The organism is Lelliottia sp. JS-SCA-14 (assembly GCF_035593345.1).
GTDB classification, from domain to species: domain Bacteria; phylum Pseudomonadota; class Gammaproteobacteria; order Enterobacterales; family Enterobacteriaceae; genus Enterobacter; species Enterobacter wanjuensis.
Window position 1 is genome coordinate 2,551,962 of the sequence record NZ_CP141606.1, and the last position, 17,451, is coordinate 2,569,412.

The window sequence follows — 17,451 nt, forward strand, 5'->3', positions numbered from 1 at the left end:
GCGCACGTGTTCCATTTGGTTCGTTTTTTCCCATAACCGGCTTTTATTCATGAAAATCATCTCTGCCCGTCAGGCTTCGCTCTCCCTGCTGTGGATACCGATCGTCTTAACCCCTGCCGCCGCGCTGGCTGCACAAGAGCAAACGATGATCGTCAGCGCCACGCCGCAGACCGTTTCTGAGCTTGATACCCCCGCCGCCGTCAGCGTGGTCAACGGGGACGATATGCGTCAGGCCGCGCCGCGCATCAACCTTTCAGAATCCCTCGGCAGCGTGCCGGGTTTACAGATTCAGAACCGACAGAACTACGCTCAGGACCTGCAGCTCTCGATGCGCGGCTTCGGCGCGCGCTCGACCTTCGGCGTGCGCGGCATTCGTATGTATGTCGACGGCATTCCGGCGACGATGCCGGACGGTCAGGGGCAAACCTCAAACATCGATCTCTCCAGCATCGACAGCGTCGAAGTGCTGCGCGGCCCGTTCTCTGCCCTGTATGGCAACGCCTCGGGCGGCGTGATCAATATCGCCAGCCAGACCGGGCAACAGCCGCCGACCATTGAGGCGAGCAGCTATTACGGCAGCTACGGCACCTGGCGCTACGGCCTGAAAGCCACCGGCGCGATGGGCGACGGCACGCACGCGGGGGACGTGGATTACACCGTGTCGACCACCCGTTTCACCACCCAGGGCTATCGCGATCACAGCGGCGCGCGCAAAAATCTGGCGAACGCCAAACTGGGCGTGCGCATTGATGACGCCAGCAAACTGACGCTGATTTTTAACAGCGTCGATATGAAAGCCAACGATCCGGGCGGACTCGATTATCAGGAGTGGCGCGATAATCCGCGTCAGTCGCCGCGCGCCGACCAGTACAACACCCGCAAAACCATCAAGCAGACCCAGGCGGGCCTGCGCTATGAGCGTCAGCTGACAGAGCAGGACGATCTCAGCGTGATGATGTACGCCGGTGAGCGCGAAATGACGCAGTACCAGTCGATTCCGTACCAGCCGCAGCTGAAAGAGACCCACTCCGGCGGCGTGATCGACATGCAGCGCCACTATCAGGGCGTGGATACCCGCTGGACGCATCGCGGCGAACTGCTGGTTCCGGTCACCTTCACCACCGGTCTGAACTACGAAAACATGAGCGAAGATCGTCGCGGGTACGAAAATTTCGTCATGAACAACGGCGTGCCGGAATACGGCGTCAAAGGCGATAAACGTCGCGACGAACGCAACCTGATGTGGAACGTCGACCCCTATCTGCAAACCAGCTGGCAGCTGACGCAAAAACTCTCCCTGGATGCGGGCGTGCGCTACAGCTCCGTGTGGTTTGATTCCAACGATCACTACGTGCAGGGCACCAACGGGGATGACAGCGGCGACGCGAGCTATCACAAATGGCTGCCTGCCAGCTCGTTAAAATACGCCATCACCGATGCGTGGAATGTCTACGCAGCCGCCGGTCGCGGGTTCGAAACGCCGACCATCAACGAACTCTCCTACCGTTCCGGCAACCAGAGCGGGCTGAACTTCGGCCTGAAACCGTCCACCAACAATACCTACGAAGTGGGCAGTAAAACCCGCGTCGGCAATGGTCTGTTGACGGCGGCGCTGTTCCGCACCGATACGGATGATGAGATTGTGGTGGACGCCAGCTCCGGCGGTCGCACCAGCTATAAAAACGCCGGGAAGACCCGTCGTCAGGGCGTCGAGCTTTCTCTCGATCAGCAGTTTGCCGAGAACTGGAAGCTGAAAATGGCGTGGACGTATCTGGATGCAACCTACCGCACCAACGTCTGCTCCGACGCCGACTGTAACGGCAACCGTATGCCGGGCATCGCCCGCAATATGGGTTACGCGTCATTCGGCTGGCAGCCGGAAGAAGGCTGGTACGCTGGCTCCGATGTGCGCTATATGAGCGACATCATGGCGGACGATGAAAACACCGCCAAAGCCCCTTCCTACACCGTGGTCGGCCTGAATACGGGCTACAAATTCAACTACGGCAACTGGGGAATGGACCTCTTTGGTCGCGTCGATAATCTGTTCGACAAAGAGTATGTCGGATCGGTCATCGTAAACGAATCCAATGGCCGCTACTACGAGCCGGCTCCGGGACGCAATTACGGCGTGGGGATGTCGGTTTCCTATCGTTTTGAGTAACGCACGTTGAGTGGTTAAATATAATACCTTCCCGGAAGATCAATTCTTCCGGGAAATAGTTCACTACAGGGATAGTGATAACAATAAATTAAAACCGTATTTAATCGTTCCTTAATTAAAATATTGCTGCAATAAAAGCGCCGTCGACCCGTCAATCAGTTTATCTATCGCTTTATCACAGGCCACCGCGTCGCGACGCTCAAGGGCATTCAGCAGATCGTCATAGCGGTAGGAATATTTTGTGATGTCGTGAACGTCTTCGTAGAGATAATTAAAGCAAGGGCCAATACGCACCCAAAGTTGCTCAATCATCGCCGTTAAAGTTGGCATCTGGGCGTATTCGTACAGCCTGAAACGAAACGCACGGTTGGCATGTAAGGCGCGCTGCGCCTCGCCGTTACGCATCGCCGAATGGAATTTTTCAGCCAGATCCCGTAATTCCAGCATCTTGCTGTCGGTCATATTTTCGCAGGCCGCAGCGACGGCCATAGTTTCCAGTTGCTTTCGAATAGCGTTAATTTCGTTATAACGATCGAGCGTGATCTCCGGCACCAGAAAGGCCTGCGCCGGGGTGGCGTGCAGGGCTCCGGCGGAGACCAGTCGTAACAGCGCTTCGCGAACGGGGGTGATGCTGGTGCCTAATTTATCCGCAATCTCTTTGGTAATTAGCCTCGCGCCTGGCTTGAGCGCTCCGGCAATCAACGCCCCTTTCAGGCTCACCTCAACTTGCATCGTGAGGCTCAAGCGTTGTGCTTTTTCTAAATGTTCCAATTCAAGCATGTTCATTTCCTTCAGCTTAAAAATAAGCGCTATTCACCGCCCCGTTTTGACCTAAACGGGACTTGTCAGATATATCCTGTATCTTCACGCTGGTATTGGAATGACGCAAAAAGTTTCAAAACCAAAAATTATGCAATTTTTTTGCCCTCGGCTCACCGAATCCGGTATGGCCGATCGCTATGCTGGTATTATTAAAGACATTATAGTCAAACTTTAAGAATATATTATGGCGGGGATTCCCGCCATAATATGTACAATTAGTTATCCTTCGCGACGCGTATCACGACTTTGCCGAAGTTTTTGCCTTCGAGCATGCCAATGAAGGTTTCCGGCGCATTTTCCAGCCCGTCGGTCACCTGTTCGCGATACTGAATTTTGCCCTCTTTGATCCAGCGCCCCATCTCTTCCTGGAACTCCTGAATGCGATGCCCGTAGTCCTGACCGATGATAAAGCCCTGCATGCGGATGCGTTTTTTGAGCAGCGTCCCCATCAGGAGCGGCAGGCGGTCCGGTCCGTCCGGCAGTGAGGTGGCGTTATAGCCGCTCACCAGGCCGCACACCGGCACGCGCGCCGAGGTATTCAGCAGCGGGAGTACCGCGTCAAAGACTTTGCCGCCGACGTTTTCGTAATAGACGTCGATGCCTTTCGGGCAGGCTTTCGCGAGCTGTTCGGCAAAATCATCCGCATGATGGTCCAGACACTGGTCAAACCCCAGCACCTCGACAGCATGACGGCATTTTTCCGCCCCGCCCGCGACGCCAACCACATAGCAGCCTTTGATCTTACCAATCTGCCCGACGGTCGCCCCGACCGGACCGGTAGCCGCCGCAACGACCAGCGTCTCGCCCGCCTTCGGCTGGCCGATATCCAGCAGCCCCATGTAGGCGGTAAAGCCTGGCATCCCCAGCACACCCAGCGCCCAGGACGGATGTTCAACCTCTTCGCCCAGCTTGACGAGGCCCGTGCCGTCAGAGAGTTCGTACTCCTGCCAGCCGCTGTAACCCAGCACCCACTCGCCCGCTTTAAATTTCGGATGGTTCGACTGCTCGACGCGACTGACCGTGCCGCCGACCATCACCGCACCAATCTCGACCGGCGGTGAATAGGACGGCGCATCGCTCATGCGGCCCCGCATGTAAGGATCAAGTGACAGCCAGACGGTACGCAGCAGCAATTGCCCGTCCGCAGGTGCCGGGATCGGCTGCTCTTCTAAGCGAAAATTGTCCGCCACCGGCGCACCGTGCGGACGAGAGGCCAGCACCAGACGGCGGTTTGTGTTTGCAGATTGACTCATGGATTGCTCCTCAGTTGCGCAAATGTCCTTAGAGACTAGCGCCTGTTTTCGACAACTGCCTTACCATTACGAGCCAGACTGATTCAGGCGCACCACCAGATAAACGCAGGGTTCCTGCGTCTCATTGATGAAGCGACAGTCGTTCGGCGGCCCCAGTTCCAGACAATCTCCGGCCTGCATCTCATGGCGCGTATCGCCCTCCTGAAACACCAGTTCGCCGGACTGAAGCCAGATCAGCTGCCGCGCCAGCGCATAGGACGACGCAGGCATAGGCACATCGCTCCCGCCGGGAAGCTCGACCTGCACCAAATCGATCGGTAAGTCCGTGCGCGGTGACACGTGGCGTCGCAGATAATGCGTTTGCGGGTCGCGCCACACCGGCTGGTTGGCGAAGCGCAGCAGTTTGCCCTCCTGCATCTCGGCGCGGGCAATCAGGGTCGACATGCTGATGCCGAACGCGCCAGAAAGCCGCGCCAGAAGGGTTGCGGTTGGGCTGCTTTCGCTGCGTTCAATTTTGTGGATCATCGCACGTGAGACGCCTGCCCGTTCGGCAAGCTCACTAAGAGACCAGCCGCGCGACTCGCGTTCGACCCGAATGCGCGCGCTAATCCGTTGATTCATATCGTCTTGCATAGTGTTCATATCGTCATACTATAGTGTATGGACCCGATTTCAATGGCGTTGTCATAACAAAAAAATATGTCTTATGCCGTAGCGGTATGCCAACGCGCTTGTGTAATATTGTGTGAATAATGTCTACTATAGTGAACAACACATTCCGAGGTTCCGATGATTATTCGTCACGCCAGCAAAGAAGATTGCGCCGCTATCGGCGAGATATACAACCACGCGGTGCTGCATACCGCGGCGATCTGGAACGATACCACCGTTGATACGGATAACCGTATTGCCTGGTTCGAAGCGCGCACGCTGATGGGCTATCCGGTGCTGGTGAGCGAAGAAAATGGCGTGGTGACGGGGTATGCCTCGTTCGGCGACTGGCGCGCCTTCGACGGTTTCCGCCATACGGTCGAGCATTCCGTTTACGTCCATCCGGATCATCAGGGAAAAGGCATTGGCCGCGAGCTGATGAAACAGCTGATCGTTGAAGCGCGCACCATCGGCAAACACGTGATGGTGGCGGGCATTGAAGCGCAGAATCAGGCCTCGATTCATCTGCATGAAACGCTCGGGTTTGTCACTACCGGGCAGATGCCGCAGGTCGGCACTAAATTTGGCCGTTGGCTGGATCTGACCTTTATGCAGCTCCAGCTCGACGAGCGCAACGCTCCGGACGCGATCGGATGAATCAGTCCCTGACGCTGGTTTTTCTGGTGGCGGCCGGAATCGGCCTGGTGGTGCAGAACACGCTGATGGTGCGCATCACCCAGTCGTCATCGACGATTTTGATCGCCATGCTGCTCAATTCCCTGGTGGGTATTGTGCTGTTTGTCAGCATGTTGCTGATTAAAAACGGCGTGGCGGGCTTTAGCGAACTGGCGTCGACGATCCGCTGGTGGACGTTGATTCCGGGGCTGTTAGGGTCGTTTTTTGTTTTTGCCAGCATCAGCGGGTATCAGTACGTCGGCGCGGCGACCACGATTGCGGTGCTGGTCGCCAGTCAGCTGATTGGCGGGCTGGTGATGGACGTGTTGAAAAGCCAGGGGATCCCGCTGCGGGCGCTGATTGGCCCGGTCTGCGGGGCAGTCCTGCTGGTGATAGGCGCCTGGCTGGTGGCGAGATGCCAGTTCTGAACTTTACAGAATCGAGCCGCCCTGGGTCAGGTGCTCATGGCGGGCTTCAGCTTCTTCTTTGTGCTGTTTGCCGTGGTGGGCAATGGTGTTGCGCAGACGCTGCTGCTGAGCGTAGCGATCTTCGCGGGTGAGTTCGGTGTCTTCGCTGAGCTCAACCAGCAGTTCGTTCATGTGGGTGATAACACTCTCTTCCACCGCCGCATCCACGCGGGCAATCACTTCATCTAAATGTGACATTGTCACTCCTTGTTAACTGAGTTTGCCGGGTGGCGGCTGCGCCTTACCCGACCTACGGGTTCTGTGTGGTCTTTTTGTCGGGTGGCGGCTTCGCCTTACCCGACCTACGGATTCTGCGCGATCTTTTTGTCGGGTGGCGGCTGCGCCTTACCCGACCTACGGGTTCTGTGCGATCTTTTTATCGGGTGACGGCTGCGCCTTACCCGACCTACGGGTTCTGTGCGATCTTTTTGCCGGGTGGCGGCTGCGCCTTACCCGACCTACGGGCTCTGTGCGTTCTTTTTGTCGGGTGGCGGCTGCGCCTTACCCGACCTACGGGTTCTGTGCGATCTTTGTGTCGGGTGGCGGCTTCGCCTTACCCGACCTACGGGTTCTGTGCGGTCTTTGTGTCGGGTGGCGGCTTCGCCTTACCCGACCTACGGGCTCTGTGCGTTCTTTTTGTCGGGTGGCTGCTACGCCTTACCCGACCTACGGGCTCTGTGCGGTCTTGTAGGCCCGGTAAGCGCAGCGCCACCGGGCGTTTTAGGCCGCACCGTCCCTACAAATACTGAAATGTTAATTCAACTTCGCTTTCGAGAAATCGCTGCCCATCAGGCTCACGCTATAACCTGTCACGTTACTGCGCGTGGCGTAGAACGTTTTGCCGTTTGCCAGCGCAATCCACGGAGCCTGCTGGTAGAAAATCTCCTGCGCCTGGCCGTACAGCGCCGCGCGCTGCGCCGGATCGCTGGTCAGCTTGGCTTTCTCGACCAGGTCATTATACCCCTTGTCGCACCAGCGCGCGGCATTGGAGCCGGTCTTGATGCTGTTACAGCCCAGCAGCACATCGGCAAAGTTATCCGGGTCGCCGTTATCCGACATCCAGCCGAACAGCGCCGTATCGTGCTCGCCCTTGCGCATCCCGGAGAGATACTCGCCCCACTCGTAAGAGACAATTTTCGCCTTCACGCCGACCTTCGCCCAGTCGCTCTGGATCATCTCCGCGATGCGCTTCGAGTTCGGGTTATACGGACGCTGAACCGGCATCGACCACAGCGTCACTTCCGCGCCCTTCTCCAGCCCCGCCTGCTTCAGCAGCGCTTTCGCTTTTTCCGGATCATAGCCGTAATCCTTCAGGTCCTTTTTATACCCGAGCATATTCGGCGGGATCGGCGATTTCGCCACCGTACCGGAGCCCATAAACACTGCGTTCACAATGGCGGTTTTATCCGTTGCATAGTTCAGCGCCTGGCGTACCAGCACATTATCAAACGGCTTTTTCTCGGTGTTGAACGCCAGATAGCCGACGTTCAGTGCATCCACGGAGTGCAGCGTCAGGTCTTTGTTTTTCTTAATCACGTCAAACTGCACCGGCGAAGGCGCAGGAATGATCTGGCATTCGTTGGTTTGCAGCTTCGCCAGTCGCGTTTCGACGTTCGGCGTGATGGAGAAAATCAGGTGTTTGGTCGGCACTTCGCCGTCCCAGTAGTTCGGGTTAGCGACGTAGCGGATCAGGGAATCGACTTTATACTGCTGCAGCACGTACGGGCCGGTGCCGATTGGCCAGGTATCGACGTTTTCCGGCGTCCCCTTTTTAAGCATCACATCCGCGTATTCTGCGGACAGAATAGAGGCGAAATCCATTCCCCAGTCGGCGAGGAACGCCGCGTTCGGCTCGCTCAGCACAAACTGGACATGATAATCATCGACTTTTTTGACCTCCTGGATCAGTTTGTCCAGGCCGACGTCATTGAAGTATTCGTAATTCCCCTGCGAAACGTTGTGATACGGATGCTTAGGGTCTTTCTGACGCAGCACCGAGAAAATAACGTCATCAGCGTTAAAATCGCGGGTCGGTTTGAAGAATTTATTGCTATTAAACTTCACGCCTTTACGTAGCGTAAAGGTATAAGTTTTGCCGTCCGGAGAGATAGTCCAGGACTCCGCTAGCGAAGGAACCGGGGTGTTTTTCACCGGATCAAAATTGATCAGACGGTTATAAAGCACCTGGGAGCTGGCCACGAACGACGGGCCGGAGCTGGCGATTTGTGGGTTAAACGACTCCGGTGATGCCTCGGAGCAGTAAATAATCGTATCTGTGTTTGCCGCCCATGCGGCGCTTGCCGGTAAGAGAGTGCTCAGCGCCAGCGCGAGCAGCGTTTTCCCTGTGGTCATGGTTATAAGCCTTATGATTTTTATATATAGAACCACAATAACAGCACAGGCCCGAGTGAGTGGCAAATAACGAAACACGCTCAGGTTATTCTAAAGGTGTCATTTTTGCTGGTTTAACAGACAGCCCGCGCGCAGTGATTTGTCTTAAGTGTGCTGCTTCGTCAAGCACTAATGCCGCTTTCTATCCTGTAAGAAATCGCCGCTTTTAGCGTCTTCTCGTCCGTTTGCTTGCATCCCGGTTTGGTTAAAGTAATGGGGTGAAGAAGTCTACAGGACCAAATCGTGGCAAAAACACTTTTACGCAGCGGTAATCTCGATGATTTTCAGGCCGTTGGCGGCGGCGGACAGGCCGTATTTGAATCAGCACTACAAATCCGTGAAGCGCTTCGTCTGCGCAAGCAGCAGGCGATTGTCGATTGTCTGGCGATCCCGCAGGTCAATGACGGCGGCGACCGGGTGGACTGGTATGCGCCGCTGGATGGCGACATTGCGAGCTGGAATGCCGCCGATGAAGACGAACGTTTTCGCGCCCTGCGCTATCTGGAGAACACCCTCTCCAGCGTCGAGTCGCTGAGTAAAAAGAGCCTCCAGTCGCCAAAAACCGCTCAGCAGCTGTTTGGTTCCCTGCTCTCAAAAGCGTTCCAGTTCCCGAGTGAAAACTTCCTGTTCCTCGTCGACGGCAAGCCGGTTATCACCTTTTGGGGGTTCGTGAACCTCAATGAAAACGCGCGCGACGATGTGCTCGACTGCCTGCGTGAATCCCTCAAACCGGAACCGATGCCCGCGCCAGTCGAAGAGCCGGAACCCGAAGAGCCCGCGCCGACCATTGTGTTTGAACAGGCCGACGCGCCGCTTATCGCCCCGCCGCCTGTTGTGCGTGTCACTGAAGACGATCTCTATTCCGCCGAACCTGCGCCGCAGGTGGTTCCAGAAGTGGCCGCGCCTGCAGAGCCTGCGCCTGCGGTTATCCGCAAGAAGCGCCGCGTTCCACTCTGGTCCCTGCCTGTGGCTGCTGTGATTGTCGCCGCCGTGGCCGCGCCGCTGCTGTGGCCAAAACAGGCGCCGACGGCAGAACCTGTCGCCACGCCAGCACCAGCCCCGGTCGCTATCGCTCCTAAACCGGTGAAACCGGTGGTGGAGATGGCGATGAACCTGCCGCTGCATCAGGCCGAGGTTCTGCCGGTGAAAGCCGCAGAACCTGCTCCAGCACCAGCGGCACAAGCGGTCGTCATCACCGCCATTCCTAAAGATGCGATGGTGATGGACGCGGTTCAGGTCAAAACCGGCTCCACCAAATTCCTCAACGGCACCTGGCGCGCCATGCTGGACATTAAAGATCCCGTGACCGGCAAAGCGCCATCCCTGCGCTATCAGATTCAGAACAACAAGGGCATCGCCCGTGTGGTCCAGGGCGACAACGTGGTGTGTCGCAGCGACATTTTCTCCGGGCTGCACAGCAACGGCGAACTGATGATTAAGAGCCGCAGCAACGCTCGCTGCTCGGACGGTTCGCGCTACCCGATGCCGGAGATCGCCTGTAAAGCCGGGACTAACGACGTGGCGGAATGTACTGCCCGTTATGATGCCAAAACCGTCGTTCCGCTTACGTTCAAGAAAGCAGGTGCCTGATCCTATGCTGGTAAATCTTTGCGACTACAAACAAAGCGTCACGCTGATAGCGAACAGCGGCGTACAGTTTCTCGATTTCGGTCTGACCCCGCAGGACTCGGCAAGCCTGGGCCGGTTCGTGCGTAAAACCGCCAATGGCCCTCTGCTGCGCCTGAATTACGATCTGGTGAATGGTCGTTACACCCTGCCCGCGGCGCGCGGCGGTCAGCCGGAAGTGGTGAAACCCGAGAGCACCTTCACCCTGCATCAGTCCCTGACGGTGCTGGATGGCGTCTGGATCCCGGTGCCGTTTTTACGCTTTAACCCACCGCGTACCTTTGTCGACGGCCCGGATAACTGGGCGCGCGCGCAGGTTCGTAAGCTTGAGACGCCGGACAGTGCGGGTAATACCCACCGCGTGACCTTCGCCCTCGACAGCCAGATTGCCGATCACGCCACGCCGGGCCTGTCGCCGGTCGAAAACGATATTCTGAACGGTACCCGTTTTGCGCTGGCCTGGCGTGACGACGAGGTGCTGAGTTTCCTCGACCAAACATGGATTGACGGCTGGCTGCGCGAAGCGTTCAGCGGCTACGCCACGGGCGTGGAAAATCGCTCCGAGCGCGACCTGCATCAGGCGATGCGCGGCTTTGAATATCAGGCCCACTGGCTGAACCTGATGACCATGCTCGGCGAGCAGATCACCGTTCCGGAAGTCAAATTCGTTACCCACACCCTGAGCACCCCGGCGATTCCGGTGGATCTGATTCTGGATGTCGGCAACACCCACACCTGCGGCGTGATCATTGAAGATCACGGCGATGCCAACGACGGCCTGCGCCAGACCGCCGAACTGCAGGTGCGTTCTTTGAGCGAACCGCAGTTCCTGAACGAGCCGCTGTTTACCAGCCGCCTTGAGTTCTCTGAAGCCCGCTTTGGCAAACAGCATTTCTCCGTCGAAAGTGGCCGTGAAGACGCCTTTGTCTGGCCGTCGATCGTGCGCGTCGGCGACGAAGCGCGCAAACTGGCGATGCAGCGTCTGGGCACCGAAGGCAACAGCGGGATCTCCAGCCCGCGCCGTTATCTGTGGGATGAAACCCCAACGGTCCAGGACTGGCGCTTTAGCCAGATGAACGCCAAGACCCAGCGCGAACCGCTGGCGACCGCGTTCCCGCTGATGAACCTGATGAACGATGACGGACAGCCGCTGTTCACCCTGCCACAGGATGAGCGTCTGCCGGTCTTTTCGCCGCAGTACAGCCGCAGCACCCTGATGACCCACATGCTGTGCGAGCTCCTCGCTCAGGCACTCGGGCAGATCAACAGCGTCGCCACGCGTTTGCGCCTTGGCTTCCCGGCGTCACCGCGCCAGCTGCGCACCCTGATCCTGACGTTGCCTTCCGCGATGCCAAAACAGGAGCGCGAGATTTTCCGCCGCCGCATGTTTGAAGCTATCGCTATCGTCTGGAAAGCGATGGGCTGGCACCCGCAGGATGATGATTTTGCCAGCCGCAAACAGCAGGACAAAAGCGTGGTTCCCGTCCCGGCCATTCAAATGGAGTGGGACGAAGCGAGCTGCGGTCAGCTGGTGTGGCTTTATAACGAGGCCATTTCCCACTTCGGCGGCCAGACGGAAGCGTTTTTCGCCTCCCTCGCCCGCCCGGACCGCGAAGTCGAACCGGGCGCGCAGCCCGGGCGCTCCCTGCGCGTCGCCTCTATTGATATTGGCGGCGGCACGACCGATATGGCGATCACCCACTATCAACTGGATGATGGCTCGGGAAATAACGTCAAAATCACACCACAGCTGCTGTTCCGCGAAGGCTTCAAAGTCGCGGGCGACGATACGCTGCTGGACGTTATTCAGCGCTACGTCCTGCCCGCCCTGCAAACGCAGCTGCAAAAATCGGGTATCGCCGACGCCTCCCTGCTGATGGCGTCCCTGTTTGGCGATTCCGGGCGCATTGATACTCAGGCAGTCCTGCGGCAGCAAACGGCGCTTCAGCTGTTTATGCCGATTGGTCACGGCATTCTGGCGGCCTGGGAGAGCAGCGATATCGACGATCCGCTGGCGGGTTTACACGCCACCTTCGGCGATCTGCTCAAACAGCAGCCAACCCGCAACGTGATGAACTATCTGCAGCAGGCGATCGATCATGCGCTTCCGGCCGGTTCCGCACCGTTCGATCTGTTTGCCGTTCCGCTGCACGTGAACTTCCACGAAATGCAGGATGCGATGCTGGCGGGCCAGTTTACCCTCGCCGCGCCGCTGCATGCCGTGTGCGAAGCCATTTCCCACTATGCCTGCGACATTTTGCTGATCACCGGGCGTCCGGGCTGTCTGCCTGGCGTGCAGGCGCTGATTCGCCACCTGCAGCCGGTGCCGGTCAACCGCATCGTCTGGCTGGATAAATATCGCGTCCACGAGTGGTATCCGTTCAGCCAACAGGGGCGTATCGGCAATCCAAAATCCACGGCCGCCGTGGGCGCGATGCTCTGCAGCCTCGCCCTCGACCTGCGTTTGCCGCGTTTTAACTTCAAAGCCGCTGATATCGGCGCCTATTCGACCGTGCGATATCTGGGCGTGCTGGATAACACGGTCAACACCCTGCGCGAAGAGAACGTCTGGTATCAGGACATCGACCTCGATAAACCGGGCGCGAAGCTGGATGCAAAACTGCACTTCCCTCTGCGCGGCAACGTCACGCTCGGTTTCCGTCAGTTGGCGAACGCCCGCTGGCCTGCCACGCCGCTGTATACCCTGAGCATCAACTCCGCCGAACTGGCAAAAGCCATCGCCGGTGACGGGGTGCTGAACGTGCGTCTACAGCTGCGCGGCGGCACCAAACACGAAGGCCCGGAGTCGTTTGAGCTGAGCGACGCCTGGCTGCAGGACGGAACGCCGGTTCCGCCGGACGCCTTAACGTTTAAACTGAATACCCTGGCCGACCGCCGCCACAGCGGTAGCCATTACTGGATCGACAGCGGGAGCGTATATCTCAAATGACAGCGATGACTGCCACCACTCAGGCCTTAATCGAGTGGATCAATGAAACGCGCCTGCACGCTCCGATGCTGGATAACGACGCCGACGCCCTGCTGGCCCGCCTGACCTGTGCGCAGGCGCGCGGACAGGCGCTCGACCGTGCCCTGACCGGCCACAGCAGCATTGGCCTGTACGGCCACTCCCAGGCGGCAAAAGCGCACCTGCTGACGTCGCTTTGCGGGAGCGGAAACGGTCGACTGGATGTTTCTCCCGGCCAGCGCACCTTCGACTATTTTTCCCATATCAACCCCGGCCACGCCCTGACCAACATGGCCGTGCGTTTCACGCCGCGCGCCAGTGATGTCAGTGACGATGCCTTCCCGCTGCGCCTGAGCCTGGTCACCGAAGCCGAGCTGGTCCAGCTGTTTATCGCCCGCACGACGATGCACACCCTGATTCGCCCGGTGGAAAAATCGGTCATCGAAGCGCGCGTTGAAAAATGGCGCGCTTTGCGACAACCGCAGGGTGTGCCGGGGATCACCGCCCAGGAAGTGGCGACCATTGCCCGCTACTGGCGCACGACGGTTTCCGGCTCTGAACAGCAGATGGACGACGCCCTGTGGCATCAGTTCGCCCAGCTGATCCCCTCGCTGGATCTGAGCACCCGCGCCAGCGTCTGGTCCCTGCTGTGGGGCGAGCAGCAAGAAATCACGCAACAGTGGCTGAAATTCGCTCACGTGCTGCATCAGACCAGCCACGCCCGGGAGCTGGCGGCTCCGCTAAGTTTGCTGGTCGATAACTTCGGCCTGCCGAGCGAGGGCTTCCTCACCCGCGCGGAATTTACCGCACCAGATGCGCAGGAAGCGGTACTGCATCCGCTGAATGACGGCGAGATGCTGAACGCCATCAGTATTCCCGTCGACGTGCTGGCTTTCCTGACCCGTGAACTGGTTCTGCCGGCGGAAAACAGCGTGCTGGATAACGTCGACATCATCGATATCCCCGCGCCATCGGAGGCAGATTTGTCCCCGCTGGCAGAGGCAAAATGCACCTGGCTGTTGGAACATTATCGCCAGCAGATGCAGCCCGATGTGCTGGTGATTTGCAATGCTACCGCCCGCCATGAGCAAACGGCTAAAACGGCTAAGACCCTGCTGAACTGGGTGAAAGAGACCCAGACCGCAGAAGAGTCGGCGTTGCCAGGCCTGGTATGGGCCATTACCCCGCACGACGCGCGCTTCCTCACCAAACAGAACCTCGACGAGGCCGTACAGCATCTGCTCGGCAAGCCCGGCAAGCGCTGGGGAACCTTGCAGGCGCTGGACACGCACAGCATGCAGCGCGTGGTGGAATGGCTGTCTCAGGCAACCCTTTCCACACAGCGCCAGTCTCGTCTTCTGGCCCTGAAAAGCGCGCAACAGCGTGAGCTTCGCGCCCTGATGCAAAGCTATCTGGCCCCCATCGCCGCGGAGCCTGACGCGCAGCGCACCCAGGCCGAAGGGATGGTTCGCACTCTGCAATCCAGCGCCGCCCGCCACGGCGAACTGCTGGAAGGACTGTTGCCCCCGCTGAAAGCCTTCGAAACGCTGCTTGCTGTCCAGCAGCCGCGCGAAGAGCAGGTCAACGGCCTGTTCACTGACGTTATCGATCTCTTTGCCGACAACGCCAGCGAAGGTCAGGAAATGTTTCAGACCAAAGACAAAGCGCGTCTGGCCCATCGCGTGTGGATCAATCACCTGCGTCAGTGGAGCCGCAATGAGGCCGCCGCCAGTCGTCTGGGGCTGGACGTTAGCGTTCTGCCGCTCATTGCCGATACGTTGGTGCTCAGCAGCTACCGACTTAACCTCCCGCAGCAGCTACAGCGCATAGTGGAAGCCGATAAAAGCAGTGCGGCACAGCTCCACGCCACCATCGGAAACTTCATCGGCTGGCTGGGTTACGCCGAAACCGCGCATGCGTCCCGTCCGGCGAGCCGTGTGCGCAAGGGTCAGGCCATCTTCGTGACGCCGGTGGTCAGCAGCGCCACGCCAAGACTGACGCAGCTCGGTGAGCAGCCTGTCCACGCCGCTACCGTCTACGTTTACGACTGGCTGGTCGCGCTCTATACGCGCGCGATTGAGAACATTGGGTATCAACATCCACATGATGTTCAGCCCGCTGCGCGCCAGGCGTTACAGGCGATTCTGCGATAACCACTCTGACAGCCCGCGATACTGCGGGCTGTTACCCTTCTGAAAGACAGCCCGAGATCGCGCTTGCCAGCGCCGAAGGGTTTTCCCATGACATCGAATGCCCGGCCATGGGGATAACGAGCGTCTTCACGCCATGTCGCTGCATCTCTGCCGCCTCCGCGTCCGGGAGCGACAGCTCGCCGAACAGCAGTGTCACCGGACATTTCAGCGCCAGAAATTGTGCAGCCCAGTCAGGCTGAACGCCTGCGACCAACGACGCCGCCCCGCGCCAGACGGCGTAAGGCGCATTACTGCCCAGGCACCCCGCCCACGGCGAAGTTTCGGCGGCCAGCATCGCGGCATATCCGCTCTCGATAAAGGTGGTTTCCTCCTGCGCGGCAATCCCGCGGCTGAACATTCCGCCTCCAGCGTGAAAGTTGGGTTCCGAGACAATCAGCCCGCGAAGACGGTCCTGAATCAGCGTGGCGGTTTCAATGGCAATGCTGCCGCCCATACTGTGGCCGTAGAGCCAGAAAGCGTCGAGATTGAGATGAGTGAGGAGTTCAACAACGACCTGAGCCTGATCGCATGTTCGATAGCTAAAGTGTTCAGGTTTGTCGCTGTAGCCACTGCCGGGGAGATCGATAAGAATGGCCCGACGCGCACCGAACTGCGGATCGCAGACTACGCGGGGATATTCATAAGAAGAGGCGCAGCCGAGGCCGTGAATAAATACCACGGGGTCGCCATGACCGGGGAGGTCCTGCCAGCGGACGGTGCAGCCAGCCTGCTGCGAGTAAAAACTGTTCATAAGCACTCCTTTGACGATGCACTGTGTATTTATACAGTCACGCGCAGCGGAATGCTATTTTGTCTTTAAAATCTGGAAGCGTGCTTCAGAAAAGCGAGATCAGCAGCGCCACAGGGAAGCTCATCGGCCAGGTTGAGCCCACCAGAAATGCGCTCAGAAAACGAATGCGCTTGCGGTCTTTCGACAGAAACCAGGTGATCAGGGCGCAAATCGCCGCCATGACTGCGTAAAACACCAACATTTTTTGATACAGCGTCATTCTGTGCACCCGATCGATAAAATAACCGCGCGCAATATGCGTCATATGTTGATACAGATCAAGTTTTAATGTTACACATTAACCACCAAAATCATGTGGTTAATAACAATTGAGTATTTTTCTCGCGCTAACCCCCTGCCTTTTCTACCTCTTTTGCTACCTCTTTAAAGTTGCATTTTAAATGCACATTTTGCACAATTGTCCTGTCCGGAAAGTGGTGTAATAACAGCAGGCTTTAGAGGGAGAGACTATGTTACGCATTCCGCCGAGTTGTATTCATACCCGTTCCACCCCGTTCTGGAACAAGGACACCGCCCCTGCAGGCATTTTCCAGCGCCATCTTGATCGTGGCACCCGACCGGGCGTTTATCCCCGTTTGTCCGTAAGCCAGGGAGCGATTCGTTACTTAGGTTATGCCGACGAATTCACGCCTGAGCCTGACAGCGAACTCATTATCGAGGCCGGTCAATTCGGCGTTTTCCCACCTGAAAAATGGCACCACATCGAAGCGATGACCGACGATACGATTTTTAATGTCGACTTCTTTGTTGAACCCGAGGTTCTGAAATCTCTTTGAGCAAGTAAACGCTTATAAGGAACTCACTATGCTACGTATTCCTGAAAACTTTATTCACACTCGCGCGACCCCTTTCTGGAACAAAGATTCCGCGCCGAAGGCCCTGTTCACCCATCACAACACCAAAGCGGGCGTATACGGTCGCCTGTCGGTGATGCAGGGTGCGGTGAAATATTTTGGTTTCCCGGACGCTGAAGCCAGCGAACCCGATATGGAAGTGGTGATTGAAGCCGGATCCTTTGGCATTTCGCCGCCGCAAAAATGGCACCGCATTGAGCTTCTGACCGACGATACCTGGTTCAGTATTGATTTCTTCGCCGATCCGCAGGCAAAACTTGAAGGCGCGGGCCTGGGTAAAGTCGTTAATACACATAAGGAGTAAGAAGATGGGCAAGGCAACGTATACCGTCACCGTCACCAATAACAGCAACGGCGTGTCGGTGGATTACGAGACACAGGCCCCGATGGAGCTGTTAATTCCCGACGTCGCGGCGGATGTCGTGAAGGATTTGGTCAATACCGTGCGCGCGTATGACACAGAAAATGAGCATGATGTGTGCGGGTGGTAGATGATTGCCGGGCGCGGTTTCGCGTTGCCCGGCATAGGGTTTGGTGCGGGATTTTGCCGGGTGGCGGCTGCGCCTTACCCGGCCTA

The 17,451-nt window shown here is 57.8% G+C and carries 16 protein-coding genes; 9 read left to right on the forward strand and 7 right to left on the reverse strand.

The window, feature by feature from the left end; all coding sequences use genetic code 11:
* Positions 1-49 precede the first annotated feature (49 nt).
* On the forward strand, positions 50-2,164 hold the full coding sequence (pqqU, locus tag U9O48_RS11945; RefSeq protein ID WP_324722558.1) for a TonB-dependent receptor PqqU: 2,115 nt from the start codon (positions 50-52) through the stop codon (positions 2,162-2,164).
* Positions 2,165-2,275: 111 nt separating this feature from the next.
* Here the strand turns inward: pqqU and U9O48_RS11950 are convergent, their stop codons facing one another.
* The 3 genes from U9O48_RS11950 to U9O48_RS11960 form a co-directional block, all read right to left on the reverse strand.
* The gene (locus U9O48_RS11950) at positions 2,276-2,944 is read right to left on the reverse strand and encodes a GntR family transcriptional regulator (protein ID WP_282492962.1); all 669 of its coding nucleotides are present in this window, start codon (positions 2,942-2,944) and stop codon (positions 2,276-2,278) included.
* A 257-nt stretch (positions 2,945-3,201) separates the two neighbouring features.
* Positions 3,202-4,239, reverse strand: coding sequence for an NADP-dependent oxidoreductase (locus U9O48_RS11955; protein WP_324722559.1), 1,038 nt, complete (start codon positions 4,237-4,239; stop codon positions 3,202-3,204).
* Positions 4,240-4,305: 66 nt separating this feature from the next.
* A complete protein-coding gene (locus tag U9O48_RS11960) occupies positions 4,306-4,881 on the reverse strand; it encodes a helix-turn-helix domain-containing protein (RefSeq protein ID WP_324722560.1) in 576 nt (191 codons plus the stop codon).
* A 147-nt stretch (positions 4,882-5,028) separates the two neighbouring features.
* On the opposite strand from U9O48_RS11960, the gene U9O48_RS11965 reads away from it, so the two are divergent.
* On the forward strand, positions 5,029-5,547 hold the full coding sequence (locus U9O48_RS11965) for a GNAT family N-acetyltransferase (RefSeq protein WP_324722561.1): 519 nt from the start codon (positions 5,029-5,031) through the stop codon (positions 5,545-5,547).
* A complete protein-coding gene (locus U9O48_RS11970) occupies positions 5,544-5,993 on the forward strand; it encodes a DMT family transporter (RefSeq protein WP_324722562.1) in 450 nt (149 codons plus the stop codon). Before U9O48_RS11965 ends, U9O48_RS11970 begins: the two co-directional genes overlap by 4 nt.
* Positions 5,994-5,996: 3 nt before the next feature.
* Here the strand turns inward: U9O48_RS11970 and U9O48_RS11975 are convergent, their stop codons facing one another.
* Both U9O48_RS11975 and U9O48_RS11980 read right to left on the reverse strand, forming a co-directional pair.
* Positions 5,997-6,230: a DUF2526 family protein gene (locus U9O48_RS11975; protein ID WP_285148884.1), complete on the reverse strand. Its 234-nt coding sequence runs from the start codon at positions 6,228-6,230 to the stop codon at positions 5,997-5,999.
* A 555-nt stretch (positions 6,231-6,785) separates the two neighbouring features.
* Positions 6,786-8,384, reverse strand: coding sequence for an ABC transporter substrate-binding protein (locus U9O48_RS11980; RefSeq protein ID WP_324722563.1), 1,599 nt, complete (start codon positions 8,382-8,384; stop codon positions 6,786-6,788).
* Positions 8,385-8,666: 282 nt separating this feature from the next.
* Here U9O48_RS11980 and U9O48_RS11985 point away from each other — a divergent pair, with 282 nt between their 5' ends.
* From U9O48_RS11985 to U9O48_RS11995, 3 genes are read left to right on the forward strand one after another with little or no spacing between them, the layout of a single operon-like run.
* Positions 8,667-10,013 carry an SrfA family protein gene (locus U9O48_RS11985; protein WP_324722564.1) on the forward strand — a complete coding sequence of 449 codons (1,347 nt, stop codon included), beginning with the start codon at positions 8,667-8,669 and terminating at the stop codon, positions 10,011-10,013.
* 4 nt (positions 10,014-10,017) lie between these two features.
* Positions 10,018-12,999 carry a virulence factor SrfB gene (locus tag U9O48_RS11990; protein ID WP_285157203.1) on the forward strand — a complete coding sequence of 994 codons (2,982 nt, stop codon included), beginning with the start codon at positions 10,018-10,020 and terminating at the stop codon, positions 12,997-12,999.
* On the forward strand, positions 12,996-15,170 hold the full coding sequence (locus U9O48_RS11995) for a virulence factor SrfC family protein (protein WP_324722565.1): 2,175 nt from the start codon (positions 12,996-12,998) through the stop codon (positions 15,168-15,170). The genes U9O48_RS11990 and U9O48_RS11995 overlap by 4 nt, the downstream gene beginning before the upstream one ends.
* 31 nt (positions 15,171-15,201) lie before the next feature.
* Here U9O48_RS11995 and U9O48_RS12000 read toward each other — a convergent pair whose 3' ends face one another.
* Entirely contained in the window at positions 15,202-15,960 is a 759-nt protein-coding gene (locus U9O48_RS12000; protein WP_324722566.1) for an alpha/beta hydrolase, read from the reverse strand.
* 85 nt (positions 15,961-16,045) lie between these two features.
* On the reverse strand, positions 16,046-16,219 hold the full coding sequence (locus U9O48_RS12005) for a GhoT/OrtT family toxin (RefSeq protein ID WP_095284283.1): 174 nt from the start codon (positions 16,217-16,219) through the stop codon (positions 16,046-16,048).
* Between the two features lie 250 nt (positions 16,220-16,469).
* Here U9O48_RS12005 and U9O48_RS12010 point away from each other — a divergent pair, with 250 nt between their 5' ends.
* The 3 genes from U9O48_RS12010 to U9O48_RS12020 are packed head-to-tail and all read left to right on the forward strand — an operon-like array spanning position 16,470 to position 17,365.
* Positions 16,470-16,796 carry a DUF1971 domain-containing protein gene (locus U9O48_RS12010; RefSeq protein WP_324722567.1) on the forward strand — a complete coding sequence of 109 codons (327 nt, stop codon included), beginning with the start codon at positions 16,470-16,472 and terminating at the stop codon, positions 16,794-16,796.
* Positions 16,797-16,824: 28 nt separating this feature from the next.
* Positions 16,825-17,178, forward strand: coding sequence for a DUF1971 domain-containing protein (locus U9O48_RS12015; protein ID WP_324722568.1), 354 nt, complete (start codon positions 16,825-16,827; stop codon positions 17,176-17,178).
* A gap of 4 nt (positions 17,179-17,182) precedes the next feature.
* Positions 17,183-17,365 carry a DUF1869 domain-containing protein gene (locus U9O48_RS12020; RefSeq protein ID WP_095282123.1) on the forward strand — a complete coding sequence of 61 codons (183 nt, stop codon included), beginning with the start codon at positions 17,183-17,185 and terminating at the stop codon, positions 17,363-17,365.
* Positions 17,366-17,451 lie beyond the last annotated feature (86 nt).